Genomic DNA, 26,578 nt, shown 5'->3' with positions numbered 1-26,578 from the left:
TACGGGTAGACGCTCGCTTGCGTGCCGGGCGGTACGCATTCAACGCATGAGTTGCACGAGTCCAAGTGCCACGCCCGGCACGAGAATCACCACCAGGAGCGCGACGATGTTGGCGCACAGAAACGGCACCGTCCCACGGAAAATGGTGCGAATCGACAACTCCGGCAGCATGGTCTTCACGATGAATACGTTCATGCCCACGGGCGGATGAATCATGCCGATCTCCATCATCATCGCCACGTAAATGGCGAACCAGATCATGTTCGCGCCGAGTGGCTGCACCACGGCAGCGAACACGGGAATGGTGAGCAGCATCATCGCGAGCGCTTCCATGAGCGAGCCGAGCACGATGTAGATGCAGGTGATGACGGCGATCACGCTTTGCGCAAGTGCTCGGTATGCATCTCGCTCAAACGGCTCAGCAGGATGCCGTAGCCGGTCAAATGCCCGAGATAGACGCTCGTGAAGACGCCCGTTGCGGGCAGCGCTTCGACGAGCGCATGCAGTTCCTCGCGAGTCAGCGGCTCCACGAGTAGACCTGGGCGTTCCACCCGAAGGTCGGCCTGGGAAGCCAATTGCCGGTGCACGTCCACGAGGCGCGCGAGGCCGCGCCGGTATGCGTCTTTCCATTGCGCATCCAGCGCCTCGTATTGCGCGTTGAACGTGTCGAGCGTTTCGAGGAAGCCGACGATCGAATCGAATAGCTCGTGGTAGCACGAGAACAGCGGCAAGCGATCGCGATTGCGCTTCAAATGCGCCGACACCCACGACTGCTCCAGGTCCGACTTGAGGAGATCGTGCGCCTGCTTCAGATTGCTGCTCGACACCCGCAGCGCGGCCGTCGCCGATTTCAGTTTCTCTCGGTCCAGCGTTTTCATTGCGACCTCGGTGAGCAACGCCTCGGCCTGTGCGTTGCCGTCGTTCACGAGCGTATTCGCCCAGAAGCCGTGATCGGGCGGAAAGGCAATTTGCTGGATGAGGAAACCGAGCAGCATGCCGAGCACCACGCCGATCAGCCGTTGCTCCAGCAACGGTATGTGCTCGCCCGTGTAGAGCACGAGCGTCATGGGCACGGTGATGCTCGTCATCTGGAACACCGAAGGCCTGACGCGCACGATCGTGAAAATCACGAGCGGCAGCAGGATCACGCCCAGCCACAAATGCGGCGCGGTCAGCCAGATCAGGAGCGTGCCGATCGGCATCGCTACGAGGTTCGACATCACGCGCTTGTAGAAGTACCCGCGCGCCGCCGAGATGGAACTGCCAAGCGCGAGTGTGAGCATGGTCGAGCCGGAGAGCGCGACCGCCGCCTCGGGATACCCGCACGCGTACGGAATGCCGAAGCCGATCCACATGCCGAGCGTGAGCTTCGTGTATTTCGCGAGTTCGGAGAGGGAAAAGCGTGCGAGCGCGCGGCGAAACGGCGTGAGCGGTTTGTGAGCGTAGGAGATGGAAGCCATGGATGCCGTCGGTCGTTTCAGGCGGAGCGCCAATGTTAACGCGAATGACGTGACTGTTCCGGCACTCAGTCCATCCTCGACGAATTCCCGATTATTTTGCCGCCCGGATTTTCTTTCCGATTCATCAGATCAAACATCGGCACTTTGTGCGGATGGCCGCCGTTGCGGGCTCTGCGGGCCGCCTTGCGCAAGGTGCGTTCCTTGCGAATTATTTTCAATTTCTTTCGGTTTTTTTTCATTTACCGTCATGTCCAACGGATGAAGTTCGCATTACAAACCCGCCTTTGCGAACGTCTCCGCATCCCTCCAGCACTGGGGTCTGCCCATGACGACAACAACGAAGGTCTCCATTTGCCTGCCGACGTACAACCGGCCTGAACTGCTCGTTCGCTGCATCGAATCGTGCCTCATGCAAACGCATGCGAACATCGAGATCGTGATCGGCGACGACTCGAGCGACGAGCGCACGCAGCGACTGATTGCCTCGCGTTACGGCGACGATCCGCGCATCGCCTACCGGCGAAACGTGCCCGCGCTCGGCCAGGCGCCCAATGTGGCCAGCCTCTTCGAGCGGGCGAGCGGAGACAAGATCCTGCTGATCCACGACGACGATTACCTGCTCGTGCACTGCATTGAGAAACTGCTTGCGCAGTGGGAGCGCTATCCGGATCTGGAAGTCGCGTTCGGCGATCAGTACGAAACCGATCACGACGGGCGCATCATGCACGCGGCTAGCGACCGCATGAATATCGCGTATCACCGTACGGCCAGCACGGCGGGGCTGCAACACCCGCCGGGTCGCGTGGGCATCGTGCAGATGTTCCCCAACAACGGCTGGCTCGCCAATGCGGCACTCGTCAAGCGCGTCGGCTACGACGACCAATACGGCACCTGCTGCGATTACGTGTTCGGCACGCGCCTGTGCCTCGCGGCAAAACGCGTGTACTACGTGAACGAATACGTCTCGTGCTATCGCATCACCGACGTTTCGGTATCCCAGGCAACGCGGACGGGCGTCAATGCCTCGTCTATCTCGGCGTGGCGCTTTCTCAACGGCCTCGCGCTGGCGCCCGAACTCGAACCGGCTCGCAAGCTCGCCATGCGCCGGCTCGTGCCGATCGTCGTCTCGTTGCTCGCGCGCAATCGCGAGGCGCGCGCCGGGCTGCAGCTCGCGCTCGGCAATCTCTACGCGTACCGGTTCGGCTTCAGCCCGCGCCTCTACTACCACCTGCTGATGATCTGGAAGGCCACGCGGCGGCCCGGCACGGAGTCCGTCGCCCTATTGGGCATGAAGGACGAGCAAGGTGTGGATACTTCCCGAACGCGCATGCCGTAACGAATGCATCACGCCGTGAACGGCGTCCGCAGGTCGGCAACGTTCGCGACGTGCTCCAGCGCGTTGATCCGCGCGATCAGTTGCGCGGTCTTTTGCTGGCCGAGCACCGGCTCCATGAGATCGCGCGCCTTTTCGTTCACCTGGGCGACGCTCAGCGGGTTCTCTTTCGTGCCGGGCGGAAAGCGCGTGTAGTGGCTCACGGTGCACCCGTCCGTCAACGTCATTTCAACGATGCCGCCACGCGGCGCGGCCGGGTCGCGCAGCTTCGGGTCGGCAACGACCGTCACTTTCGCGCGTTGCGCCTGGATTTGCGGATCGTGCATGAGCGAGACGTCGTGGCTGTCCGCGAACGATACTGCGCCCTTGACGAGCGCCAGCGCCACCATGTGGGCGCAGTTGACGTCGGGCATCGCGCTGTCGCCGACAATACCTATGGCGTCCGGTGGCACCTTCTCCGCCACCGTGCGCACCTCGTCCGGCGTGAGCTGATATTGCCGCGGCAGGGTGAGCAAGGCGTCGAGCGGCGATTGAATCGGATAGCCCACCGAATACGTCTTGATCGCCGTTTCCGTCACGAAAAAGCGGCTGCCGAGCTGGTCGATCATCGCTTGCGGCTGCGGCTTCGTGGAAAGCGCGATGAAGAGATTGTGCGTACCGTCGAGCACATCGGCCACGCCGGTCATGCCTGACTGCACCATCGTCGCCGCCATCACGCCGTTGCGCGCGCCCATGCCCGCGAAATCGAAGGCCTTTTCGATGTGGTCGCGATCCTTCACCCAGCTCCATAGCCCCGATACCTGTTGCGCCGCGTACGAGATCGCATAGCGCGTCTGGCGTTCGTCGAGCCGCGCGAGCCCCGCGGCCGCGCCAAGCGCGCCGAACGTCGAGGCCGTGCCTTCCGCGCTGCGATGCGATGCGCGCACGAGGTCCGGGCCGAGCGCCATGAGGAGCCGGCAAGCCGTGTCGTAGCCCAGCGCGACGGCACGCACGAGCGCCGCGCCGGATGCACCCTGCGCTTCACCTAGCGCGAGCGCGGCGGGCACCGTAGAGCAGCCGGGGTGCGCCTTCGTGACGGGCTCGAAGTCGTCGGTCTCGTCGGAGTGCGCGCACATGGCGTTGGCGAGCGCGGCGTTCACCGAGCTCGTGCGCAGGTCCGAGCCGACGACCGAGGCCTGCGGCGTGCCGCCGAGCGAGCGCACGTATTGCGTCGCCAGCATGCCAGGCCGCATGCGCGACCCCGACACCATCGCGCCAAAGGTATCGAGAATGTGGTTCTTGCATTCGACCAGCACGGCGTCAGCGGCCGCCTTGCCGGTTTCCAGCGAACCCATGGCTTCGCCCACGTTGCGCACGAGCCCTGCGGCCTGCGTTGCGGCGATGCCGAGCGCGTGGCGCGTGCGCAGCGCGTCGAGCCCGAGGAGGCGCGCAGCCGCAAGCGTCGCCCCCACGATCCCGAGAGACGCGGCCACGTTCCAGCGAGCACGAAACGCATCGTCGTCCACGGCGGCGCCTAGCCGCGCCGAAGCGCGCGTGCCGACCGCGACAGCGGCGGCGATGTCCTCTTCGGCGGCCTCGAGAGACTCGCCGAGCGCAAGCGCTGCCGCCACGGCGGGCACGGCCGTCGAACCGGCATCCAGCATGGCGAGCGCGGCGCCGAGCTGCCATGCACGCGAGCGCGCATCGGTGGCCTGCCCAAGCATGGCGCTCAGCGGGCTGGCGTCGCAGGGCTGCGCTGTGCAGCGGCGCGCATTCGCCACGGCGCTGCGCGCGGCCTCCAGTTCGCGCTCGCCAGGCTTTGCTTTGGCAAGCGCCACGAACGCATCGGAAACGGCGGAGTGAGCGGCGGGGTTATGCATGAGCCAGATCCTTGTTCGGCGTGCAAAGGGCGAAGAACGCATCGAGACTCGCAGCGCGCTCCACGTTCGCGACTGCAGCGGCAATACGATCCGCCGCGCCCGCGCCAAGCCGCGGGTCGATCAGCAGACGCACCTTGTCGAGCAGTTCGTCGTCAGTCAGTGGCCGCGCGAGACTGCCGCGCGCATGTTCGACGTGATGCGCGACAACGCTGCCGTCGCGAAGCCGCGCCTCGATGTACACCTCGTCGCGGTTCACGGCGGCGTCGGGTGCGAGCTTTGTCTTCGCGCGCAGCGCCTTCACGTCGTCGCGCGTCACGCGGCTATCGTCGTATTGCGCGAGGCCCACCTGAGCGTCGCACAGCGCGGCGGCCACACCATGGATCGCGCTGAAACGCGCCTGCAGGCCGTCTTGCGGCTGTGGATTACCCATCAATTCCGGCACGAGCGGATGGCAGCGCAGCACGATCGCGTCGATCGAACCGGCATCCGCAATGCGATCCGCAATCGCGAGGCCAGCATCGATGGCAGGATGCGCGACGATCCCGCACGGATACGGTTTGTAGGTGTTGAACAAAAGCTCCCAGCGCTCGCCGAAATCGCCGTTCATGCGCTCGAACTCCACCTTCGTCGAGAGCGATCTCGCATAGCCGCCCGGCGCTTCGAAGATGTCCTCTGCGGCGCGCTGCCCATGCTGGGCGAGCCGCGCAGCGTCGATGCCATTGGCAGCCGCTTTGCCGGGATGAAAAGGCTTGGTCATGGTGCCGAATGCCTCGCGCTGCCCGACGAACATCGAGGCGGCAATCGATACGGCTTCCTTAAGTTTGACTTCATCGAGGCCGAGCAAGAGCGCCGCCGTGACCGCACAACCAATCACGCCGCACGTGCCCGTGATATGCCAGCCCCGGTCGTAGTGCTCAGGCGAGATCGCCACGCCCACGCGCAATTGCGCCTCGCAGCCCAGCGCGAACGCCGTGAGCGCCTGCGCGCTCGTGGGTTGGGTTTGCGGCGCGAGCGCGGTGAGTACGGCGAGCGTGGCCGCAGCGGGATGGATCACGGTGACAAGATGCGTATCGTCGAAATCGTCGAGGTGGCCGGCGAAGCCGTTCGCCAGCGCGGCGAAATGCACGTCGATGCGCTCCGTACGGCCCAGCACGCCCGCCTCATGTGCGGCGCCAAGATCGCGCGCAGTAGCGAGGATCGCTTCCACGCCCGGATGCATGCAGGCGCCGACCGTTGTGCCCGCAACGTTGATGAACGAGCGCTTCGCTTCCTTCAGGACGTCGGCGGGCAAGGGACGCTGTGCCAGCGCATACAGGCCCTGCGCGAACGTGGCGGCGACGGAACCACTCATTGCGACAACTCCTCTAGACGTACACCGTTGGTTTTCGGCCCCCACACGCCAACCGCCACGACGATCACGACCCACCGGCACCGAAGTGAGAATGACGAGGATGCTGAACGCCGTGTAGCGCCCCAGCGCGTCGCGCGGCGGCGAATGCTGGAAAGCGGCGATGAAGCTCGCCACGGAGTACGTCAGCATGGCGAACGTGAACACGATGCGCCGCCCAAAACGGTCGGTGATGCCACCCAGTGCCATCGTGCCGACGAACATGCCCGCGAAGAACGAACCGAGAAAGCTGGCGAAGCCGTTCACGTCGAAAAGCCCGGCGGTGGTGGCGCGGTACAGCCCGCTGTGGATGAGGCCCAGTGAGATATAGGCCGCCATGAACATTTCGTAGAACTCGAACCATCCCCCACCGCGATGCGGGCGACGAGCCCGCGGAAGTATCGCGTGGGCGGCAGCCAGTCGAGCCGCGCCGAGACGCTCGCCTCAACGTGCGTTGAGCCGGCAATCTCAGTTCCCATGTAGATGGCGTCTCCTTGCCTGACGGGTAGCCGATTGGATTGTGTTTTAGTGTCGACAGTTAGAATCAGTATATGGCGACTCTCTGGTTTTCACAGAGAGATTCTTGCCTTAGTGTATACACTTAAGTATCCGAGCTGCGACTTCGCAAGCGAAGCCGGCACTGGATTTGTTACAATCGACGGCGCTGCGCCCGGTCGCGGCGCCTCGGGGGAAAGCGCATGGATGAAGATGTCGGCGTAATGGCCGCCCCGGAAACGGGCGAGCCGTCGAGCGTGGCCGAGATCGTCGACTGGGTGGCGCGCGGCATCATCGAAGGCCGGCTGCGTCCCGGCGACGACCTGAATTCGGTCGATCTCGCCAAGCGCTTCGGCGTGAGCCGCACGCCCGTGCGCGAGGCGCTTTTCGCGCTCACGCGCGAGGGACTCGTCCACTGGTCGCCGCGCCGCCGCCCGCGCGTGGCCGCCATGCAGTTGAAGGAAGTGCGCGAGATCTACGCGCTGCGCGCCCTGCTCTACGGTCAGGTATCGCTCGCGATCGTCGAGCAGGCCACGGACGAGGACATCGCCGCGCTGTGGCGCGCGCATGGCAAGCTGGCCGAAGTTGCGGCCAGGGGTGACGTGGACGGCTACTTCTGGGCCAACGTCGCGTTTCGCGACGAGGAACTGCGTGTGAGCCGCAACGGCATCTTCAAGGAGGTGCTGGACTCCATGCGCATGCGCACGAACCGCCTGCGCCACCTGAGCACCTCGCTGCCGGGCCGCCTGCAGCGTTCTTGCACCGACCATCAGCGGCTGTGCGAGGCGTACGCCGAACGCGATGGCGTGCTGGCCGCGGCGCTGAACCGTTCGATCGTGATGGGCGCACTGCATGCGATCGAAGGCGCCTGGGACAGCCTGCGCTGAGCACCTGCCCTCGCTGCGCCCCTTTTTATTAACGCGGATGGCGCGTCGAACGGGGCCTGAGGCCCTCCCCGCCAGGCTTGCCGAAAGGCCGGGGATACAACATACTTGACGATTCGACCGAATTCCTTCCGCATTCTCGTTCTACCGGGTTCTTTCTCATCATGAGCACAATTCTTGAAAGCCTTCCGACCGGCCAAAAGGTCGGTATCGCCTTCTCCGGCGGCCTCGACACCAGCGCCGCGCTGCACTGGATGAAGCTCAAGGGCGCCGTGCCTTACGCCTATACGGCGAACCTGGGCCAGCCCGACGAAGACGACTACGATTCGATCCCGCGCCGCGCGACCGAATATGGCGCCGCCGGCGCGCGCCTGATCGACTGCCGCGCGCAGCTCGTGGCGGAAGGCATTGCCGCCCTGCAATGCGGCGCATTCCACATCTCGACGGCCGGCGTCACGTACTTCAATACGACCCCGATCGGCCGCGCTGTAACGGGCACGATGCTCGTGGCGGCGATGCGGGAAGACGGCGTCAACATCTGGGGCGACGGTTCGACCTACAAGGGCAACGACATCGAGCGCTTCTACCGCTATGGCCTGCTCGTCAACCCGGACCTGAAGATCTACAAGCCGTGGCTCGACCAGCAGTTCATCGACGAACTGGGCGGCCGCTCGGAAATGTCGGAGTTCATGCGCCAGTCGGGTTTCGAATACAAGATGTCGGCCGAGAAGGCCTATTCGACCGACTCGAATCTGCTCGGCGCAACGCACGAAGCGAAGGACCTCGAAAGCCTGGAAAGCGGCATCAAGATCGTGAATCCGATCATGGGCGTGGCGTTCTGGCGCGACGACGTCAAGATCGACCGCGAAGAAGTGACGATCCGCTTCGAGGAAGGCCAGCCGGTCGCGCTGAACGGCCAGACTTTCCCGAACGCCGTGGAACTGCTGCTCGAAGCGAACCGGATCGGCGGCCGTCACGGTCTGGGCATGAGCGACCAGATCGAAAACCGCATCATCGAGGCGAAGAGCCGCGGCATCTACGAAGCCCCGGGTCTGGCGCTGCTCCACATCGCCTATGAGCGCCTCGTGACGGGCATCCACAACGAAGACACCATCGAGCAGTACCGCGAGAACGGCCGCCGTCTGGGCCGCCTGCTGTACCAGGGCCGCTGGTTCGACCCGCAAGCCATCATGCTGCGTGAAACGGCCCAGCACTGGGTGGCGCGCGCCATCACCGGCGAAGTGAAGATCGAACTGCGCCGCGGCAACGACTACTCGATCCTCAGCACGAAGTCGGACAACCTCACGTATCAGCCGGAGCGTCTGTCGATGGAAAAGGTCGCCTCGACGTTCTCGCCGCGCGACCGTATCGGCCAGCTGACGATGCGCAACCTCGACATCACCGACACGCGCGAGAAGCTGCGTGTGTACTCGAAGGTCGGTCTGCTCGCGCCGGGAGCGGCTTATACGCTGCCGCAACTGAACGACGAGAAGAAGTAAAGCGTCGTCGCATTGTGAAGAAAGGGAAGGCACTGCGCCTTCCCTTTTTTTATGTCTGCGTGGGTTGGCGCCTGGCGTTTGAGTTACCCACAGATTTCGTTGACAAGCTTGTGGAGAACGCCTGGGACGAGTGCCTAACCCGTTGATCGACTGGATGTTTTCTGCTGCGTGAGCGTCGGAGGCAGTGACGGGCTGCGGGGCGCGCTCTCAATACGCCCAGCGGCGTTTCAGCCGTCAAGCGTATTGCAGACACTCACTGCACGGCAAGCTGCTTCATTTTCCCGTAGACGAATTGCCCGAAGTACCACGACAAATCGGAGTGGTTGAGGATATTCACGTCGGAGAGCGCCCCCGCCTCGAGCTTCAGGCGGCGCAGCATGAGCTTGCCGGCCTGCGAGGCGATGTAGAGCCGCACCAGCTCCTTGCGGGTCTTCTCGTCGGCCGATTCGAAGTGCTCGCGGCCTTGCTTGACCTCCTCGTTGCGCTGCGACCGCGCCTCTTCGTCGCGCGCCGCGATGCTCTGCTTCACCGCCGTGGTCGCCACCGTCCTGGCGGTCTCCTGAACGGTCGCCGCCACGGCCAGTTCGCTCTGGATCGCCACCATCTTGCGCTCGGCCTCCGAGACCTGCCAGTCGTGGCTCAGCGCCTTCATCAGATAGCCCGCAGGGCTCTTGGTCACCTTGCCCTGGTTAAGCCGGAAACGCGTGTATTCGATAGCCTGCTGGATGCGCTCGTCGGTCCAGCTCATGCGATGCTCCGCGATCACGTCGAACTGCTTGTTGCTAAGGCCAAACTCCTCCTTGAGCGTGAGCAGCAGGTCGTGCGCGTCGGGCTGCCGGGAGAGAAGCGCGGCGACCGTGTCCTTGCGCTTCATCCGGAAGCGGATCTTGTTGATTTTGCGCGAGGTTTCCGAGTCGGCCCGGGTTTCGTAGCTGAGGTCGATGTCGGATAGCTCGTTGATCTGGCGCACCGCCGGATCGAGGTACTTGGGCCGGAAATGCTTGAACTCCGACGCGCTCGTACCGAGTTTGCCGGGCCAGCGCCGCATGACGTCGAGCTCGATCCAGTCGGTCAAACCGGCCCCCACGAAGGGCAGCACGTAGTCGTAGATCGCGCGCGCATAGGTCTGCGAGAACGACGCCGTGATGCACAGGTTCAGCCAGTGATGCTTGTCGGGCCCGGTGATGTGGCGCAGCATGAGCGGCGGAATGCGGAACTGGATGCGCCCCTTGCCGATCTTGACGCTGCCCATCAGCTGCTCGGAAATCCACTGGTCGTCTTCGCTGGGCGAGCGGTCGGGCGGCGTATCGGTGACCTCGATCAGCACGCGCTGCGCCTCCTTGATGACGCTCTGCAAATGGCGCACGTTGCGGCTTTCATAGCGCATGAGCCACTTGAAGTAGTTCAGGTCGACGTCGTAGGTATCGCGCGGCGCGGGTTCCTGGGCGGCAATGAAATAGGCGGCGTCGATGAAACGGCGCGAAGACAGCCCAAGCCCATTGATGGCGACGAACACGTTGTTGCGCTGAAAGCCGATCTCACGCGTGCTCTCATTGATCGGCTGGCCGGACATCTCCTCAAAGAGACCCAGCGACATCTGCAGTGTTGTAGTCCTTCGCCCGCTCTCCTCCGACATACGCACGCTCTCCCCGTCGACATTGGCGGGCACTCTATCACTACGCAAACACAAGTCAACACAATAACCGTTACCTCAAACAGGCACCCGATTCGGCTCGCGCACAAAAAACGTACCTGGCCGCACAAATATCTCTACAGCGACAGCACATAAAACGGAACCTGGCCGCACATAAAACGGTGCCGCGAGCACATAAAACAGTGCTTTTGAAGGGCAAGTCCTTGAAATGAAAGAAAACTAGTGCGTACGTTAGTTGGTTGGTAGGTTTTTATCTTTAAGTAAACAAACAAACCGCTCGCCAAAAAAGATGCTCAACGCGAATTCTGACGTGTTGTGTCTCGCGATGCGGTCAGGGAATTCGAGGTGGATTAGCTTCAAAGCCCCGTGTATGAAGGCTCACAGCCTTGAGGCATTTGAACGCGATCTGCCTTTCGCCCGGCGAAGCGCGTGGAAGGGTAACGATTTCTGTGCGGCTCCGGTGGTTTACGGGAGTGATTTATGTGCAGAAGGTCTATTAGGCGAGCGGAGATCGAGTTGAATGGGGTGACGAGTGGTCGGAAGGGTGCTAACCAGGGGGTGACTCTTCGGCAGGAAGATCAAGGCAACGGATTTTGTGCACCGGCCGAGGTACCCCGTGATAGCAACGTTTTTTGTGCACATCCTGGAAAGCGGAGCGGAAGGCAACGGTTATTGTGCGGTCGAGGTGTGATGGTTCAGTCGTTCGTCGATTGTGCGAGGTAACGAAATTTGTGCAGCTTTAGCGTGGAAGCGCATCCTGCTGGAATTCGACCGCCGGGAGATGACGAAATGGCGGTCGTGCTGGGCGCAGCGAGGTAATGGGGCAACGGTTTTTGTGCAATGCGGCGGTGGGGCGCGCGCAGCAAGGCTTGCTCGGCGTGTACGGTAACGGTTTTTGTGCAATCGTGGCCGGCTAAACTGGGTAACAGAAATCTCGAAGCACAAAAATCGTTACCTGGCCGCTTGAACGGAGAGTGCCGACGGATCAGGCGGTGGAACTGCACAAAAACCGTGACCGCGCAGTACGCATGCGAGCGACGAAGCCAGCACGGGTTGGATCCACGGCTGGATTTGCACAAAAACCTCGACCCGCGCAGTTGCTGGAAGTGCTCTGGCCCCGGTGAGTTGCACAAAAAATAGGCAAATCAGAGGAAAAGGGCCTACAGCGGCCGTGGTGGCGTTGCCGGTTTCGCTAGGACTTTGCCCTTAGGAATGTCCCACGAGGGCAATACAAGGCGTTTTGAAGGGTCATTTTTTTTCATATCGCCCTCAATTAGTGTGTTTTCATACGCTTTTGCTGTATTCTACGCTTTATCCAAATTCTGATAAAAAGCGTATTAATGGCGAAAACTATCGAATTGCCGTCGATCGATCGACGTGTGGATCTTTCCGCGATCACTGAATTTGCCGAAGAGGCTGGCCGTCTGTCTGAAGAGCTTCGGGAGATGATGCTGGCACCGCGGCCGCGAAAGATGGCGCCCACATTTACGTCCGCTCAGGTTGCGGAGATGTGCGGCATTGATCGCATCAAACTGAACAACCTGCTCGCCACCCGCGAGGGTCTCCCGCAAGGCGTGGCGCAAGGGTCCGGGCGAAGCCGGGTCTTCACCCTGCCCGAAGCGAGAACGTGGGTCCAGCAGGTCTCCGATATTTATCAGACACCGCTTCATACCGGCGTGCGCGATGCCGACGGCAAGGTGATCCTCGTTGCCAACTTCAAGGGCGGCTCGACGAAAACGACCACGACCATGTGTCTCGCCCAAGGCTTGACCTTGCGTGGCCGCAAGGTGCTGCTGATCGACCTGGATCCGCAAGCGTCGCTGACGGAGCTCTGCGGTCTGTATGCCGAAAAGGAAGTGACTGAGGATAGCACGGTCCTCCCGTTCATCTACGACCCGCATATGGAAGGCGGCCTGCTGAATTTCGTGCAGGAAACCTATTGGGACGGGCTTGACGTCATTCCCGCGCACCCCACGCTCTTTTCCGCGGAGTTCCATATTCCGGGTACCGTGATCAAGAACCCGGGGTTCAAGTTCTGGGACCTGCTGCGCCAAGGTGTGGAGGTGCTGCGCAAGCAATACGACTACATCATTCTGGATACGGCGCCGTCACTGTCCTATCTCACCATCAATGCGCTCATGGCCGCCGACGCGATGGTCATGCCGCTCGTGCCCGAAAGCCTGGATTTCATCAGTTCGGTGTCGTTCTGGAGCCTGTTTTCAGACCTTGCGCACACGATCATGGAACGCGGCGACGAGAAGACGTACGACTTCGTTTCCGTCCTGCTTTCGAAGGTCGATTACGGCAAGACGTCGTCGGCACCCGTCGTGCGCTCATGGGTGCAGCGGACCTACAAGGACTGGGTGAACGCGCTCGAGGTGCCAGCCAGCTCCGCGATGAGTAACGGCGCACTTGCCATGGCTACCGTGTTCGACATCAGCAAGGGAGATCTGGCTGACAAGACGGTGGCGCGCGTGCGTCAGCCGCTGACTGATTACGTACAGTGGATCGACGATCTCTACGTAGAACAATGGAGGGCCGGCAAGTGAGTTCATTCCGCGACAAGATGGCTGCGAAGACCGCTGAGCTCGGCTCGTCTTCGGAGCGGCCAGCCGCCGAACGGCCGGCGGCAGCCGTCGCTCCGGCCGAGCCGCGCCGCAGCAGTGCGTTCAAGACCGGGCCTGGCATGCTCGGCGCGTTGGCGGTGGCGCAGCAGCGCATCCACGAACTGGAAAACACGAGCGACAAGCTCATGCTTCCGGTGAACGCGATTCAGCCGAACCCGTGGCAGCCGCGCAAGATTTTCAGCGACGAGGGCCTCGCCTCGTTGGCTGAATCGATACGCGAAGTCGGGCTCGTCGAGCCGATCGTCGTTCGGCGCGCGGAAAACGGCTATCAGCTGATCGCCGGCGAACGACGTCTTCGCGCACATGCCCTGATTCAGGCGCAGGACATTCGTGCCTCCGTGATCGAGTGCTCCGATCAGGACATGGCAGTGCTCGCGCTCGTGGAAAACGTCGGTCGCGAAGACCTCACCGATTATGAAATTGGGCAATCGCTGCGCCGCGCCGAGCGGGAGTTTCCGACTCGCAAGCGCATGGCCGAGGCGTTGGGAATGTCGCGCAAAGGCCTGTACCGTTTTTTGGCCTTTGAAAATCTCCCGGAATTCATCCGACGCGATCTTGATTTGAATCCGCGACTGCTCGGCGGGTCGGCTGCCGACGAGGTTGTTTCGGCAATCAAGAAGTACGGCTCGCCCGGTCTATCGGCAGCGCGCGAGTTGTGGCCGGCCGTAGTCGCCCGGACGCTGGATCAAGGCAAGCTGGCCGCGGCGATCGGAGCGCAAGCCGACCGGGGGGAATCGACCGAAAGCGTATCCGAGCGCAGCATCGAGAAGATCTTTTCGGGCAAGAGCCACGCCGGCAGCATTACCAAAGACACCAACAGCTTTACAGTGAAGCTCAAGACGGGCGTGTTGTCGGATGCCCAGGAAACGCAAATTCGAGAGCTGATTAGTCAGCTGTTCAATGTGAAGCCCGGCTGATTGAGCCTTGAGGTTGTTGGTGTGGATGGAAGCCCGCTTCGGCGGGCTTTTTCTTTTTGTGGCTTAGGCTGTGTGTCGAGTTGACACACAGGTGCCCGTTAGACGAGAGCGTTGTGCGGGGGACGAGCGTGTGTCGAGTCGACACACCGGCAAAGTCGATCGCGGCGGGAGGGAGCGGGCTGTGAAAATGCCGTGCGTGGCTGGATTCCACTTGCGGCTGAAGCATTGAGGCTCCGTACTGGAGATCAGCGCGTCTAGCATGGGGACCGGTTGAACTGCCTCGTGTGTCGATTCGGCACACAAAGCCGCGAGGGCGTTTGCCTTGCGTCGTGCAGTTGAGTGAGCGTCGAAAATGACTGTGCCGCCCGCCCGCGAATGGGTCGTGTGTCGACTCGACACACGACCGATCATGCTCGTCGAAAGCCGAAGGATACGGCGGCATCGAACTACTACTTGGAGGAGGACGACACGGCTTCCGTCGACGCGAGGCGTACTCGAAAACCGGGAGCGGTGGTCCTCGAATTCATTTGCGTGGCCACTGTGTCGAGTCGACACACGCGGACCGGGGTTGCAAACCGGGCGAGTTATGGGAACGCACGAAAACAAGCATGAGGATGAGGTCAGCTCCCCTGCGCCTTCATCGTGCTGTGGGCGTGAGGACGATCCATCGCTTGCTCGCGCGCATGCGGACTTGCCAGCCGGGGCGGTGTGTCGAGTCGACACACAATCGCTGCTCCCTCGCCGTCGCCGCCTAAGGGGACGGCAACCTAGGGCATGTGCCATCGTCGGCGGGGCGAGAACACGGCATGAAGTCTTCTCCACGGCTGCGCACATCGTGCGGTGTGCGGGATGATGACCTATCGTTCGGGTGCTGAGTTGTCGGCCGAGGCGGTGTGTCGAGTCGACACACGGTCGTGGCCTCCCCGCCGTCGCGGCCTGATGCGACCGTGATCTGAGATATGCCACATCGGTGACGCGCGCGGTTCGTGAGGAAACGTATGCATCCGAAGCGCGTGGCGACACCCCTCACACGCGAAAAGGCGATCAGCTTTCGCTGCTGCCCCTGGCGTTGGCCGCCACGGTTGCGATAGGCGTAGCCAGCGCGTGCGTCGCCTGCCCGTGTGTCGACTCGACACACCGCCGTCGTATCTCTCTGCGGCCTCAAATAAGGAATAGCTGCTCGCGAGTGGAAAACGATGCTGTCTCAGCGGCTGCGCCTGATATCAAGCCGCTTTGAGGAACGGGAGGCATGACATGTTTCGCATGCCTCCCAAAGAACAAGCGCTGCTGCCGATAGGAGGAGGACCATTGCATGGCGCAATGGAGACGCTCGCACGGCGCATCGGCCACGACTAATACTTGCTGTTGCTGGGCGCCGTGTGCACCAACTGCCTCGGTGTGGCCAACTCCTGGTTCGACCTTCGAACCGCCCCCACAGGGAGTTGTCCATGTGGGCTGGAGGCCTGGCCTCCCAACATCGCCGACCTCGATTTGCCCCAGCCACGTTCTTGGCGATGAGCGCCACCGACCACAAGCCACATCAATTTTCACGGCTTGCGGTCATGCCGACGCGCCCAACTAGTCAGTGTACGAACGCTGTCCACTCGTTTAGCCGACGTCTTGGCGGCGACAGACTTGCACCAAGTCCCCTGCGTCCGTCGCATACGCGTTGCGTCGAGATTCCGACCCAGTTGCCTCCGGCAACGCCGAAACAACGCGGCCCAGTCATCTTCACTTGAGGCTTGTCTTGAGGAGGACCGGCAGGCAAGCGAGCAGCCTGCATGTCAGAGGAGAGCCTGATGCGCGTGGTGTGGGAGCGAGGCAATACCGCTTGTCACGGTAGCGTGCCACGGCGCTTCATCCCCGCGTTCGGCACTTCAGGTTGTTCGATTATTCGCTGGTCAATCGGCAAGCGACAGTGGAGCATTACCGTTCTCCGCCGAATAGCTCGCCTTCGCTTTTTCACGAGCCTCGCTTTATAACTGCAACTAACCGTCATTGCGAATCAGTACCGCGGAGGACGACGCCTGCACTGCAGGACATGCGCGCCCGGTGCTCCCGCCGCTCCAAACGAGAAAGCAAAGTACCGATCAGCGCGCGAACATCGAGGAAATACAACAGAGAGAGGAGCAACCTAGGTAAGCGAGCCAGCCGGACACCGACCTCCGCGAGGAGAACAACAGACGCATTGCTGAAAGCTAACCGGCCTCAATCCTGGCGTGAAACATTTCCCACTAAACTGAGAAATCGGCGAAACTCTTACCCTGTGGGCGTTTCACGATGGAAACAATCCAAATTCTAGTACTTGTTTCACGGGCATGGCGGCTCTCCGACCCCGAAACACTGCCAGAATGGTCGTCAACAAGCTAAAGCCTGTCGCGTCGGCGGAAATCGTATATTTCAATACGTATTTTGTAGTTTCCGATGAGGCGGGCCGCGCCAAGCGAAAGCAACCGTGCAGAGAGCAGCCTGCACGACTGCCCATCGGTACAGTATTGCTGACCCTGTTCGGCCGTCGCCGCAATCATCGCTGCGGCGGTTCTGCGACTCGTTCGAACATTGCGGCCCACAGCACTGAATTCGAGACGAAGTGATCTGCGAGCAGCGCTTCATCTGGGTTCATGTTTCGCGATGCTTTGCAGCGTGGTCTCGCGGAGGAATTCATCGCGCAGGAATCCAACCAGCGTCTTGATGTTCGCATCACGCAACTCGCGCGACACAAGCAACGCGCCTCGGCGCACCACGTTAGCCGAAGCAGACCCGTCCGCGTCGATTAAAATTGGGCCCCATTGCCGAGCCACATTCCAGGGCTTCAACCCGGGCTCATCGTCATGCTCAAATCGCCAGCGCGCATGACGCGCCGCCCGCGCGATAAAGCAGCAATCGCCCTTTCTCCATTCAGCGCCCGCAAACACCATAGAGGACACGTCGTGAAGTTCATCCACGCGGCAGACCTACACCTCGACAGCCCGCTACATGGCCTGAGCGCCTATCCCGATGCGCCGGCCGCCCAATTGCGCAATGCCACGCGCGAGGCGTTGCGCCTGCTCGTCGATCGTGCCATCGAAGAGGAGGTCGCGTTCGTCGTCATTGCCGGCGATCTCTACGACGGCGACTGGAAGGACCACAACACCGGCATCTTCTTCGGCCAGCAGATGGGACGTCTGCGCAAGGCCGGCATTCGCGTCTTCGCGTTGTGGGGCAACCACGACGCGGAAAGCGAAATGACCAGGAAGCTCACATTGCCGGACAACGTGGTGGTGTTCAGTCATCGCAAGCCTGAAACCCACGCGCTGCACGACATCAAGGTGGCGCTGCACGGACAGAGCTTCAAGGACAAAGCCGTGGTCGATAATCTCGCCGTGGGCTACCCGTCGCCGGTTTCCGGTTATTACAACATCGGTGTGCTCCACACCGCGCTCGAAGGCTACGCCGCACATGCGACCTACGCGCCATGCACGCGTTCCGAATTGCACGCGAAGGGCTACGACTACTGGGCGCTCGGCCATGTCCACGAATTTCAGCAGTGGTCGGAAGAGTCGACCATCGTCTTCCCGGGGAATCTGCAGGGCCGGCACATCCGTGAAACGGGGCGCCGGGGCGCCGTGCTCGTGAGCGTCGAGGCCGGCCGCACGGAGGTCGAGCGTCTATACCTCGACGTGCTGCGCTGGGAGTCGGTGCGTGTAGACGCGAGCGACTGCGAAAGCGTTGCGGATCTGTCGCGCAAGATTGGCGCTGCGCTCGAAGCGCTGCTGTCCGTCGATGCGCATGTGCCGCGCGCGGTGCGCGTGACGGTGACGGGCAAGTCGCCGGCACATGGACTCTTTTTCGGGCGCGCCGCGCAATTGCGCGCCGAAGTGCTCAATCAGGTCGGCATTATCGGCAATGACAAGCTGTGGCTGGAAAAGGTCAAGCTCGAAACGAGCGCGGCCGATACGGCTGCTGCACAAAACGAGCAGATCGAAGCGCTCGCCGATCTCAAACAGCTGCTCGAAGCCGCCACGCAAGACGCCGAATTTCTCGCGCTGCTCGAACGCGATTTGCGCGCCTTCGTCGGTAAAGTGCGCAGCGAGGTGAAAGAAGACGCGCCACTGCTCGAACTCGCCCGCGAGAGCAAACTCGCCGCGCTGGTGGAGCAGGTCGGCCCCGCGCTGCTTGCGCGCCTTTCCACGGGAGAATGACCGGTGCGTCTCAAGCAACTCGATTTGATCAAATACGGCAAGTTCACCGATACGACCCTGCCGTTTCCCCACGCCGCGCACGATTTCCACGTCATCGTGGGGCCGAACGAAGCGGGCAAGTCCACGGTGCGGACCGCTGTGTCGGAGTTGTTGTTCGGCATGCGCCTGCAAACGCCGCTCGATTTCCTCCACGGCACGCCGGAATTGCGTATTGGCGGCGTACTGGAAAGCGGCGCGGCCGAACAGCGTTTTCATCGCGCGCGCGGCCGTAACTCGCTGCGCACCCCGCAGGACGACAAACTGCCCGACGACTTTCTCGCCGCATTTCTCGACGGCGCGAGCAAAGAGTTCTTCGAGCAGATGTTCGGCCTCGATCATGCGCGGCTGGTTGAAGGCGGCCGCAGCATTCTCGACGCATCCGACAAGCTCGGGCAGGTGTTGTTCGAATCGGCGGCGGGCGTGGGGAGCCTCGGGCCCGTGCGCGAGGAACTGGAGAACCGTGCGGCCGAACTTTGGGCTCCGCGGCGCAGTGGCAGTGCGTACGCACAGGCGGAAACGTCGTTCGCCGAGGCCACAAGCGAACTGAAGGCCGCGCAGGTGCGCACGCGCGATTGGGTCGAGAAGAAGGACGCGCTTGAAGCGGTCGAACAGGCTATCGAGCGTTTGCGTGCCGAACAGCGCAGTCTCGAATCGCAGCGCTCGAAGCTCGAACGCGTGCGCCGCCTCGCTCCCTATATAGAAGAGCTTTCGCTCAAGCAGAACGCGTTGGCCGCATTGGGCGAGGTCGTCGATTTACCGCCCACCGCTTATGCCGATCTGTTGAAGGCGCAAGCCGACATTGCCGCCGAGCGCAAAGTCCAGGAAGCGCGCCAGGCCGATCTCGCAGGCAAGCAAGCGTCACGTGAGGCGATCGAGCCTGATCGTGCGGCACTTGCGCTCGCCGCCGAAATCGACGCGCTCGACATGCTGCGCGGCGAATGCGTCAATCATCCGCGCGAATTGCTGGTGCGTGAAACCGAGATCCGCAACCATCTCGACGCCGCATTCGCTGCTGCCGCCCAGCTAGGCTGGCCGGGTGACGAAGTCGCATTGCGCGCGGCGTTGCCCGGCGCGCTCGCGCTGAAGACGGTGACGAACCTGCTGCGCGATCACGGTCTTCGCGAGCAAGCGCTCACGACGGCGCGCGAGGCACATGACGAACAGACGCGCAAGCTCGCACAATTGCAGGAGCAGCTAGTGCGCCTGCCGGGCATCGACGTGCCGCATGCGTTGCACGCCGCGCTCGACGATGCGCGCGAATTCCGCAACAGTGTGACGAAGGAAAGCGCGCTCGAGCGCGAACTCGCGGATGCGCAGCGCACGGTCGAAGAGAAACGCCAGCTGCTGGGCCAATGGAACAAGCCAGTGCCAGCGCTGCGCGCGCTCGACCTGCCATCGGCCACGCGCCTGACTGAACTGCAAAAGGTAGAAAGCGAGCGCATGAGCGCGGTGGTCGCAGCGCGAGAAGCGGCCGCGGCCGCGCAAGAGGATATCGAGCGTTTCGAGTTGCAGGAGAAGCATTTTACGCAGGGCAACAAGGTTGTCACGACCGCGGAAGTGCAGGCGGCGCGCACGCGCCGCGATAGCGCGTGGGACGAAGTCAAAGAGGCGCGCATCAGTCTCGCGGATGGCGCCCCCGCAGTGGACGACGCGATGCGCCTGGCCGACGAACTCGTCGACGCGCAGCTCGGCACTTCGCAGGCGGCGGCCACATTGCAGAACTTGCGTCAGCAAGTCGAAACGACGCGCGCGAATGCGCAGCGCAAGCTTGCGGCGTTAAGCGAACGCGAGCGCGAACTCGGAGCCTTTCGCAATACCTGGACGCAAATTGCAATTGACGCGAAGCTGGCTGGCATGCCGCTTGCAGATCTGGGCGCGTGGCTCGCGAATCGCGAAGCGGCGCTCAATGCACAGAGCGAAAGCGACCGCCGCGCGAGCGAGCTTGAAGCGCGTCGAGCGGCGCGCATCGCCGCGCATGCGGCGCTGCTCGAAACCCTGCGCCCGGTGGCGCTGGTGAACGAAAACGATGCGCTGACGACATTGATCGGCATGGCGGAAACAGTCGTGCAATCGGCTCAAAAGAGCGCCGTGCAGCGAGAAAGTCTGGAAGCGCAGATTCGCGACGCCGAACGCGCGAGCGAAAGCGCGCAATCCCGCTTGACGATTGAGCAGGATGCCTACACAAAGTGGCAGACGCAATGGCGCGAGGCGCTCGCGCAAGCGAATCTCGCCGCGCGCGCGGCGACGCTCGCGGCGGCGGAAGGCGCCGTCGAACTCGCCAATTCCATTGCAGCCGCTTTTTCGGACGCCGAAGCACCCCGCAATCGCATTCGCTCGATCCGCACGCAATTAGCGATGCTGGAAACCGACGCGCGCCGCCTCGCCGAGGCGCTCGCGCCCGAATGGCCCGCGTCGAGCGACGGAATCGACGTGGCGCGTCAGCTCGCGGCGCGACTCGCAACCGCGCGCGAAACGGCGAAATCCCTCGCCCAGGCCGATGCAGACGTGCAGGTTGCCCGCACGCGCGTGGCCGATGCAGCAGCGGCGGTGGCGGGCGCACAGGCGCGCATCGAGCCCATCCTCAAGCTCGCGGGCGTGAACGAAATCGACGCGGCATTGCCGCTCGCCGAGCGTTCCGACGCCCGTCGCGCGCTGTCGAAAGCGATCTCGTCGGCGCGGGACACGCTCGTGCAGGGTGGCGACGGACTTGCGCAGGAGGCTATCGCCGCGGAGATCGCTGAGCAGCCCATCACCGAGGTGCCCGCGCTGCTCGCGACCGTGAACCAGAAACGCGAAACGGGCGAGCGCGCGTTGAGCGAGTGCCTGCAGCAACAGGTGAGCGCGAGGCAGGCGTTCGACGCGATCAACGGCCAGGCCAATGCCGCGCTCGCCGAAGCAAAGCGCCAGGAAGCCCTGAGCGCAATGGGCGAAGCCGCGGAGCAATATCTCGAAGCCGCGACTGCGAGCCGCCTGCTCAAATGGGCAACGGATCGCTATCGCGACCAGAAGCAGGGGCCGATGCTGCGTCGCGCGGGTGAAATATTCAGCGGACTCACGCTCGGTGATTTCGCGAGGCTCGTGGTGGATAACGAACGTAATCCGCCCGCGTTACATGCGCGGCGCAACAACGGCAAAACCGTGGAAGTGAGTGGAATGAGTGAAGGCACGCGCGACCAGCTTTTTCTCGCGCTGCGCATCGCGGCCCTCGAATTGCAGCTGGTGAACAAGGCGGCGCTGCCTTTCGTTGCCGACGATCTCTTCATCAATTTCGACGACGAGCGCGCAAAGGCCGGTTTCGCGGCATTACGGAATCTCTCCACCAAAACCCAGGTGTTGTTTCTCACGCACCACGATCACCTTTTGCCGATGATTCGCGAGATATTCGGCGCTCAGGTCAATGTTGTCGAATTGCAGCGCGCGCCTCTCGTCGCGTAGCGGCGCGAATGTTGCTCAATGAAAATTCATGGGGACTTTGTTTGCGGAACGATCAATAGTCTGATCAGGAAACATGTTTTCCACTACAAAACATTCGTTTAAATTTGCCAGCATGCGTGATTTGACTTCATAATCACCTTGTCTTTCGCGACGCCCCGGCCGACAAGATCGCGATTCGATCGGCCAGTGATGGTTGAAGGGTGTCCGTAAAAACCGTGAATAAGGAGGTGTGAATGGTCACCCTGGATGCAATTCAATCGAAGATCGCAAAGCTGCAAAAGCAGGCCGAAACGATCGTGGAAAATCAAACGTCGGTCGGTCTCACGAAAATTCGCGATCTGATGGCCAGACACGGCCTGAGCGTGGCCGACATCGAACGCTTCATCGGCAAGAGGCGTGGCCGCAAGCCTGGCAAAGGCGTCAAAGCCGCAGGTGCAAAGCGCACCGTTGCGGCTAAATACGCCGATCCGAAAACGGGCGCCACGTGGACCGGCCGCGGCCGTGCGCCGGCATGGATTCGCGACGTGAAAGACCGTTCGAAATTCCTGATCGACGGCAGCGCGGCAAAGGCCGCCACCAAGGTCGCACGGAAACCGCGCGCCAATGCGGCAGCGGTGAAAAAGACCGTGGCGAAGCGCGCCAAGGCCGCGCCCGCGAAGAAAGCCGCACCCGCAAAGCGGGCTACGCGTAAAGCGGCAGGTCGTAGAGCCGCCGCAACGCCGGCACAAGCCGCAGCGGCTGCTTAATAAAGTCGCTCAGAAAAGCGCATAAGCGAAATTCGCTTGCGAACTGGTGGCCGCGCCGGCGTTTCGACGCCCGCGGCCACTTTCACATGAGTGGCGCGAAACGACGCGCACCTATTGCCCTTATTGTCACCGATGTCCGGCCTTTCTTTTTCCTCGGGCCTTCTCGCGCCCCATCTGCAGTCGCTCGACATACTTCAATTGCTCGGCATTGCGGTTGCGCTCGTGCTGGGCGGTATGGTGAAGGGCGTGACCGGCATTGGCGTGCCGCTCGTGGCCATGCCCATCGTTACGCTTTTTTTGCCGGTCAAGGAAGCGGTGCTGCTGCTGTCCATGCCGATCATTCTCGGCAATATTCCGCAGGCGCTGGAGGGTGGCGAAATGCTGCCTACCTTGCGCAATATCGCGGCGCCATTAATTGGCACCGTGATTGGCAATGTGATTGGGGTGTCTGTGCTGATCGCGCTGGAGCCGCATCACGCCCAGATGGCCTCGGGCGTGGCGTTGATCGTGGCGGCGGTGCTTTTGCTCGTCTCGCCGCGATTCAAACTCGCGCCTGCGCTCGCGAGGCCAGTGGGTTTCGCGCTCGGCTTCGGGGCGGCGCTCATGGAGAGCATTGCCGCCGTGCCGGGGCCGTTGCTCGCCATGTATCTGATCGCGTCGGGCGCCACGGGTCGCGCCTTCACGAAACAGATTGCGATCATTCTCGTCGTTTCGGTTATCACGCTCATTGCGACGTTCAGCCACGGTACGCACGCCAATCTCGTCGATCTCGCGATTTCGGCGGCGGCCAGCGTGCCCGCCATCGCGGGCATGCTGCTCATTCGACCGTTGCGCGACAACTTGCATCCGCTCGCTTTTCGCGTGGTCGTGCTGGTGTGCGTGCTGGCCGCAGCTGTACAAATGATCGTCAAATCGCACGTATTGTTTTGACGATCGCCTGACTCAATGGCTGATCGCTTCGAGCGAGAGCCCTCGCGTAACCGGCCCAAGCAGAATCATCACGATGCCCACGATCATCGAGGCGCCAATGAACACCGCTACGCCAGGCACACCGTAATGATGAAGCAGGATGCCGATGGCGAGCCCCGCGAACGCAGCGGCAATGCGGCTCCACGAGTACACGAAGCCGACGGCGCGAGCGCGGATACGCGTAGGGTAAAGCTCGGCCTGATAACCGTGATAGGCGTAGGACATCACGTTAGAAGCGAGCGTGAAGAGCACGCCCAGCACGATCAGGACCCACGGCTGCGTGGCTTGCGCGAATAGCGTAATCACCACCGCCATCATGAGGAGGCCGCCGACGATCTGCGTCTTGCGCTCCAGCTTGTCGGCGAACCACACGCCAATCAGCGGCCCGAACGGATTGGCGATGGCAATCACAAAGGCGTACGCAAGACTTTGCGTGATGTGGACGCCACGGGCGATCAGCAACGTCGGCACCCATGCGGCGAAGCCGTAAAAGCCGATCACCTGCGCCATGTTGAAAATCGACAGAATCACCGTGCGCCGCAAATACGGCGCACGCAGCACTTCGCCAAGCGAGCCGCGTCCGGCCTTTTCAAGCGAGATCGCTCCGAGCGGCGGCAAAGGCGTGCCCGTTTCGGCGGTGACGCGCCGCTCGATGTCGGCAACGATGCGTTCCGCTTCGTCCTCGCGGCCATTGCGCGCAAGCCAGCGCGGGCTTTCGGGAATACTGCGGCGCAGGAACCACACCACCACTGCGCCTACCGAACCGATCAGGATCACCACGCGCCAGTAGTCGAGGCCAATAGGATGGGAGTCCTTGAGGATATAGGCGAGAAACGCGACCACGGGCACCACGCTGAACGTGATGAACTGGTTGACCGCATAGGCCCGGCCGCGCTCGCCGCTTGGGATCAGCTCGGAAATGTACGTGTCGATGGTCACGAGTTCGATGCCAATGCCGATACCGGCGATGAAGCGCCAGATATTGAGCGCCTGGCCGCTCGTCTGAAACGCCATGATCGCCGTGCAGACGATGTACCAGATCAGCGACCACGTGAAGATGATGCGACGACCGAACCGGTCGGCGACCTGGCCGAATGCGAGCGCGCCGACCCACAGCCCGGCGAAGGTCGAGAATACGAAGGTGCCGAAGCCGGCCACCTTGAGCGGCCCGAGTGCGGAAAAGAAGCCGAGCGATTCCGGTGTGAAAAGACCCGAATGCACCATTCCGGGCGCGACATAGCCCGTGAAGAAGAGGTCGTAAAACTCGAATACGCCGCCGAGCGACAGCAGAATCACCATCGACCAGACGGTGCGCGACGGCGGCAGCCGGTCGAAGCGGGCGGCAATTTCCGCCGATTTTTCAATGGACATCCCGATTCCTCATTACATTTTGAAAGCGTGTGGGGACAAAATGTGCATGGATCGGTGTATTTGCATGGGTTGCGCGCGACGTATGCAAATGCCGAAACAGGCCATAGCACGCACTTTATTGATGCCGCGACGTGGAAGCACCTGGTTGAAACCCAAATGCGTTGCGCTTATGGCAATACCGCGTTTCGCAATGCCCCCTATGCCAACGCAAGAAGCGACGAATCGGCCACGCTTTATGCGATGCTCGCGCCCGCGTGGCTCACGCGGTTGCGGCCAGCGTGTTTGGCCGCATACAACGCGGCATCGGCGGCTTCGATCAGCGCATTGGGGGACGAGGCAACGATCGCGTCGCGGGTGGCGCAGCCCGCGCTCACCGTGACGAGGCCGCCTGCTGCGGGAGAGGGAATGCCGAGCTGCTCGACGGCGGCGCGTGCGCGTTCGGCGAGCGCCGCGGCTTCATCCGCGCCGGTATCGGGCAGGACGAGCGCGAATTCTTCGCCGCCGTAGCGCGCGACGAAACCGCGTGGCGGGTGCAGCGTGCTCGCAAGCGTGACTGCGAGCGCACCCGCTACGGCGCCGAGGCAGGCGTCGCCGTGCAGATGGCCGAAAGCGTCGTTGTAGTGCTTGAAGTGATCGACATCGAGCATCACGAGCGAGAGCGGTTGGCCGCTGCGCGCGGCGCGCTCGAAGGCCTGGTGGAACTGCTCGTCGAAATAGCTGCGGTTGTAGATGCGCGTGAGCGCATCGCGCGCGGAGGCGCGGATCAGCGTGGCGTGTTCTTCGGCGAGCTGGCGATAGAGCGCCGTCACTTCCCACACCAGCACGCACACGAGCACGCCAGGCGCGAACATGCTGAACACGCGCGCGACATACCAGCCCACGGTGAAGCGCTCGATGCTGAGCGTATTGAGCGCGGCGTCGACGAGCGAGGCGAGCAGCGCCACCACGATCCACAAATCGAGCACGAGGCGCAGCCGTCCCTTGAGCAGCACGAGCGCGATGGCGATCAGGTTGAGCGCGCAAATCACGAGGCCCGCGAGATTGTTCGCGATGGCCGACGTCGGCGAAGGACCAGGCGACGGCGCAGCGTTCGCAACGTCGTGGAACGGCGATGCGAGATCGACGTGCGTGACGAGCACGCCCAGCAGGGCGGCGACTGCCGCCGGGCCGGCGATCAGCAGCCAGCCGCGCGCGTCGAGACGTTCGCGGGCGAACGGCGGGGCGGGCAGGCGCTTTCTCACCAGTTCGGCCACGATGACGAGCGCGGGAAAGCCTGCGTGCCAGAACACCCACATCCATGCGGCGCTATACGGGAGCGCGCCGAACAGCCCCGTGCGCGCGAACACGCCAGGAAACATCAACAGCTGCAGCGCGACGGTAATGGCCGTGAACGCGTAGGCGCCGCCCAGCGCGGCGAGCATGGCCACGCGCGTAGCCGCGAAACGCGCGCCCAGCAGGAACGCCGCGATGCTCGACGTGGTGAACACCGTGAGCGCGCACATCGGCATGAACGGGGCGATGCCAGGCAAAGCGTCGCGCGCACGCGGCGCCGCGAGCGCGAGCGTGAGGAGGATCGCAAATGCGCATACGCTGGCGAAGAGCGCCTGCCTGCGTGATGCCGGTCCGATCAGCAAGCCGTCCATATGATGACTTTGGGGTTGATGCGCAGCTCGAGAATTGTGATCGTGGCGTGACAGCGTGAGGGGCCGCTCGCGTCCGGAA

The 26,578-nt window shown here is 62.5% G+C and carries 19 protein-coding genes; 10 read left to right on the top strand and 9 right to left on the bottom strand.

All coding sequences use genetic code 11. The features are described from left to right. Positions 1-39 precede the first annotated feature (39 nt). The 3 genes from M3I54_RS02525 to M3I54_RS02515 all read right to left on the bottom strand — a co-directional run bounded on the left by M3I54_RS02525 (position 40) and on the right by M3I54_RS02515 (position 1,699). The gene (locus tag M3I54_RS02525; RefSeq protein WP_254332785.1) at positions 40-378 is read right to left on the bottom strand and encodes a TRAP transporter large permease subunit; all 339 of its coding nucleotides are present in this window, start codon (positions 376-378) and stop codon (positions 40-42) included. Further along, positions 375-1,460, bottom strand: coding sequence for an FUSC family protein (locus M3I54_RS02520; protein WP_254332783.1), 1,086 nt, complete (start codon positions 1,458-1,460; stop codon positions 375-377). The genes M3I54_RS02525 and M3I54_RS02520 overlap by 4 nt, the downstream gene beginning before the upstream one ends. Positions 1,461-1,525: 65 nt before the next feature. Beyond that, the gene (locus M3I54_RS02515) at positions 1,526-1,699 is read right to left on the bottom strand and encodes a hypothetical protein (RefSeq protein ID WP_254332781.1); all 174 of its coding nucleotides are present in this window, start codon (positions 1,697-1,699) and stop codon (positions 1,526-1,528) included. Positions 1,700-1,785: 86 nt separating this feature from the next. Between M3I54_RS02515 and M3I54_RS02510 the strand changes: the two genes are divergently transcribed. Beyond that, positions 1,786-2,796 (top strand): glycosyltransferase family 2 protein, encoded by a 1,011-nt coding sequence (locus M3I54_RS02510; RefSeq protein WP_254332779.1) that lies wholly within the window; start codon positions 1,786-1,788, stop codon positions 2,794-2,796. Between the two features lie 8 nt (positions 2,797-2,804). On the opposite strand, the gene M3I54_RS02505 is transcribed toward M3I54_RS02510, so the two are convergent. Both M3I54_RS02505 and M3I54_RS02500 read right to left on the bottom strand, forming a co-directional pair. Further along, positions 2,805-4,652 carry an MmgE/PrpD family protein gene (locus tag M3I54_RS02505; RefSeq protein ID WP_254332777.1) on the bottom strand — a complete coding sequence of 616 codons (1,848 nt, stop codon included), beginning with the start codon at positions 4,650-4,652 and terminating at the stop codon, positions 2,805-2,807. Then, on the bottom strand, positions 4,645-6,378 hold the full coding sequence (locus tag M3I54_RS02500) for an MmgE/PrpD family protein (protein WP_254332775.1): 1,734 nt from the start codon (positions 6,376-6,378) through the stop codon (positions 4,645-4,647). The genes M3I54_RS02505 and M3I54_RS02500 overlap by 8 nt, the downstream gene beginning before the upstream one ends. A gap of 359 nt (positions 6,379-6,737) precedes the next feature. On the opposite strand from M3I54_RS02500, the gene M3I54_RS02495 reads away from it, so the two are divergent. After that, entirely contained in the window at positions 6,738-7,421 is a 684-nt protein-coding gene (locus M3I54_RS02495; RefSeq protein WP_254332773.1) for a GntR family transcriptional regulator, read from the top strand. Between the two features lie 161 nt (positions 7,422-7,582). Continuing rightward, positions 7,583-8,917, top strand: a complete 1,335-nt coding sequence (argG, locus tag M3I54_RS02490) for an argininosuccinate synthase (RefSeq protein ID WP_254332771.1) — start codon at positions 7,583-7,585, stop codon at positions 8,915-8,917. Positions 8,918-9,170: 253 nt separating this feature from the next. On the opposite strand, the gene M3I54_RS02485 is transcribed toward argG, so the two are convergent. Next, positions 9,171-10,553 carry a replication initiation protein gene (locus M3I54_RS02485; protein ID WP_254332769.1) on the bottom strand — a complete coding sequence of 461 codons (1,383 nt, stop codon included), beginning with the start codon at positions 10,551-10,553 and terminating at the stop codon, positions 9,171-9,173. A 1,358-nt stretch (positions 10,554-11,911) separates the two neighbouring features. Between M3I54_RS02485 and M3I54_RS02480 the strand changes: the two genes are divergently transcribed. The 3 genes from M3I54_RS02480 (at position 11,912) to M3I54_RS02470 (ending at position 16,709) form a co-directional block, all read left to right on the top strand. Then, the gene (locus M3I54_RS02480) at positions 11,912-13,120 is read left to right on the top strand and encodes an AAA family ATPase (protein ID WP_028208684.1); all 1,209 of its coding nucleotides are present in this window, start codon (positions 11,912-11,914) and stop codon (positions 13,118-13,120) included. Continuing rightward, entirely contained in the window at positions 13,117-14,115 is a 999-nt protein-coding gene (locus tag M3I54_RS02475; protein WP_254332767.1) for a ParB/RepB/Spo0J family partition protein, read from the top strand. The genes M3I54_RS02480 and M3I54_RS02475 overlap by 4 nt, the downstream gene beginning before the upstream one ends. 2,351 nt (positions 14,116-16,466) lie before the next feature. Continuing rightward, positions 16,467-16,709 carry a hypothetical protein gene (locus M3I54_RS02470; RefSeq protein WP_254332765.1) on the top strand — a complete coding sequence of 81 codons (243 nt, stop codon included), beginning with the start codon at positions 16,467-16,469 and terminating at the stop codon, positions 16,707-16,709. 15 nt (positions 16,710-16,724) lie between these two features. On the opposite strand, the gene M3I54_RS02465 is transcribed toward M3I54_RS02470, so the two are convergent. Beyond that, a complete protein-coding gene (locus tag M3I54_RS02465; protein WP_254332763.1) occupies positions 16,725-17,060 on the bottom strand; it encodes a hypothetical protein in 336 nt (111 codons plus the stop codon). On the opposite strand from M3I54_RS02465, the gene M3I54_RS02460 reads away from it, so the two are divergent. The 4 genes from M3I54_RS02460 (at position 17,046) to M3I54_RS02445 (ending at position 23,446) form a co-directional block, all read left to right on the top strand. Further along, on the top strand, positions 17,046-18,296 hold the full coding sequence (locus M3I54_RS02460; protein ID WP_254332760.1) for a DNA repair exonuclease: 1,251 nt from the start codon (positions 17,046-17,048) through the stop codon (positions 18,294-18,296). The genes M3I54_RS02465 and M3I54_RS02460 overlap by 15 nt on opposite strands. A gap of 3 nt (positions 18,297-18,299) precedes the next feature. Beyond that, entirely contained in the window at positions 18,300-21,770 is a 3,471-nt protein-coding gene (locus tag M3I54_RS02455; protein ID WP_254332758.1) for a YhaN family protein, read from the top strand. A 233-nt stretch (positions 21,771-22,003) separates the two neighbouring features. Next, the gene (locus M3I54_RS44755) at positions 22,004-22,516 is read left to right on the top strand and encodes an H-NS histone family protein (RefSeq protein WP_302058806.1); all 513 of its coding nucleotides are present in this window, start codon (positions 22,004-22,006) and stop codon (positions 22,514-22,516) included. A gap of 132 nt (positions 22,517-22,648) precedes the next feature. Continuing rightward, on the top strand, positions 22,649-23,446 hold the full coding sequence (locus tag M3I54_RS02445; RefSeq protein WP_254332756.1) for a sulfite exporter TauE/SafE family protein: 798 nt from the start codon (positions 22,649-22,651) through the stop codon (positions 23,444-23,446). A gap of 12 nt (positions 23,447-23,458) precedes the next feature. Here the strand turns inward: M3I54_RS02445 and M3I54_RS02440 are convergent, their stop codons facing one another. Together M3I54_RS02440 and M3I54_RS02435 are read right to left on the bottom strand one after the other, a co-directional pair. Beyond that, the gene (locus M3I54_RS02440; RefSeq protein WP_254333010.1) at positions 23,459-24,784 is read right to left on the bottom strand and encodes an MFS transporter; all 1,326 of its coding nucleotides are present in this window, start codon (positions 24,782-24,784) and stop codon (positions 23,459-23,461) included. A 305-nt stretch (positions 24,785-25,089) separates the two neighbouring features. Next, positions 25,090-26,499: a GGDEF domain-containing protein gene (locus tag M3I54_RS02435; protein WP_254332755.1), complete on the bottom strand. Its 1,410-nt coding sequence runs from the start codon at positions 26,497-26,499 to the stop codon at positions 25,090-25,092. Positions 26,500-26,578: the final 79 nt, after the last annotated feature.

It is taken from the genome of Paraburkholderia sp. CNPSo 3274, assembly GCF_024206475.1.
Taxonomy (GTDB): Bacteria; Pseudomonadota; Gammaproteobacteria; order Burkholderiales; family Burkholderiaceae; genus Paraburkholderia.
The sequence above is the reverse complement of the archived record's forward strand: the minus strand, read 5'-3'. Positions and strand labels throughout refer to the sequence as shown.

Coding starts and splice junctions, on each gene's coding strand:
- M3I54_RS02520 (WP_254332783.1), bottom strand. CDS start 1,460: ATGGCTTCCATCTCCTACGCTCACAAACCGCTCACGCCGTTTCGCCGC.
- M3I54_RS02515 (WP_254332781.1), bottom strand. CDS start 1,699: ATGAAAAAAAACCGAAAGAAATTGAAAATAATTCGCAAGGAACGCACC.
- M3I54_RS02510 (WP_254332779.1), top strand. CDS start 1,786: ATGACGACAACAACGAAGGTCTCCATTTGCCTGCCGACGTACAACCGG.
- M3I54_RS02505 (WP_254332777.1), bottom strand. CDS start 4,652: ATGCATAACCCCGCCGCTCACTCCGCCGTTTCCGATGCGTTCGTGGCG.
- M3I54_RS02500 (WP_254332775.1), bottom strand. CDS start 6,378: ATGGCGGCCTATATCTCACTGGGCCTCATCCACAGCGGGCTGTACCGC.
- M3I54_RS02495 (WP_254332773.1), top strand. CDS start 6,738: ATGGATGAAGATGTCGGCGTAATGGCCGCCCCGGAAACGGGCGAGCCG.
- argG (WP_254332771.1), top strand. CDS start 7,583: ATGAGCACAATTCTTGAAAGCCTTCCGACCGGCCAAAAGGTCGGTATC.
- M3I54_RS02485 (WP_254332769.1), bottom strand. CDS start 10,553: ATGTCGGAGGAGAGCGGGCGAAGGACTACAACACTGCAGATGTCGCTG.
- M3I54_RS02480 (WP_028208684.1), top strand. CDS start 11,912: ATGGCGAAAACTATCGAATTGCCGTCGATCGATCGACGTGTGGATCTT.
- M3I54_RS02470 (WP_254332765.1), top strand. CDS start 16,467: ATGGTCGTCAACAAGCTAAAGCCTGTCGCGTCGGCGGAAATCGTATAT.
- M3I54_RS44755 (WP_302058806.1), top strand. CDS start 22,004: ATGGTCACCCTGGATGCAATTCAATCGAAGATCGCAAAGCTGCAAAAG.
- M3I54_RS02445 (WP_254332756.1), top strand. CDS start 22,649: ATGTCCGGCCTTTCTTTTTCCTCGGGCCTTCTCGCGCCCCATCTGCAG.
- M3I54_RS02440 (WP_254333010.1), bottom strand. CDS start 24,784: ATGGTGATTCTGCTGTCGCTCGGCGGCGTATTCGAGTTTTACGACCTC.
- M3I54_RS02435 (WP_254332755.1), bottom strand. CDS start 26,499: ATGGACGGCTTGCTGATCGGACCGGCATCACGCAGGCAGGCGCTCTTC.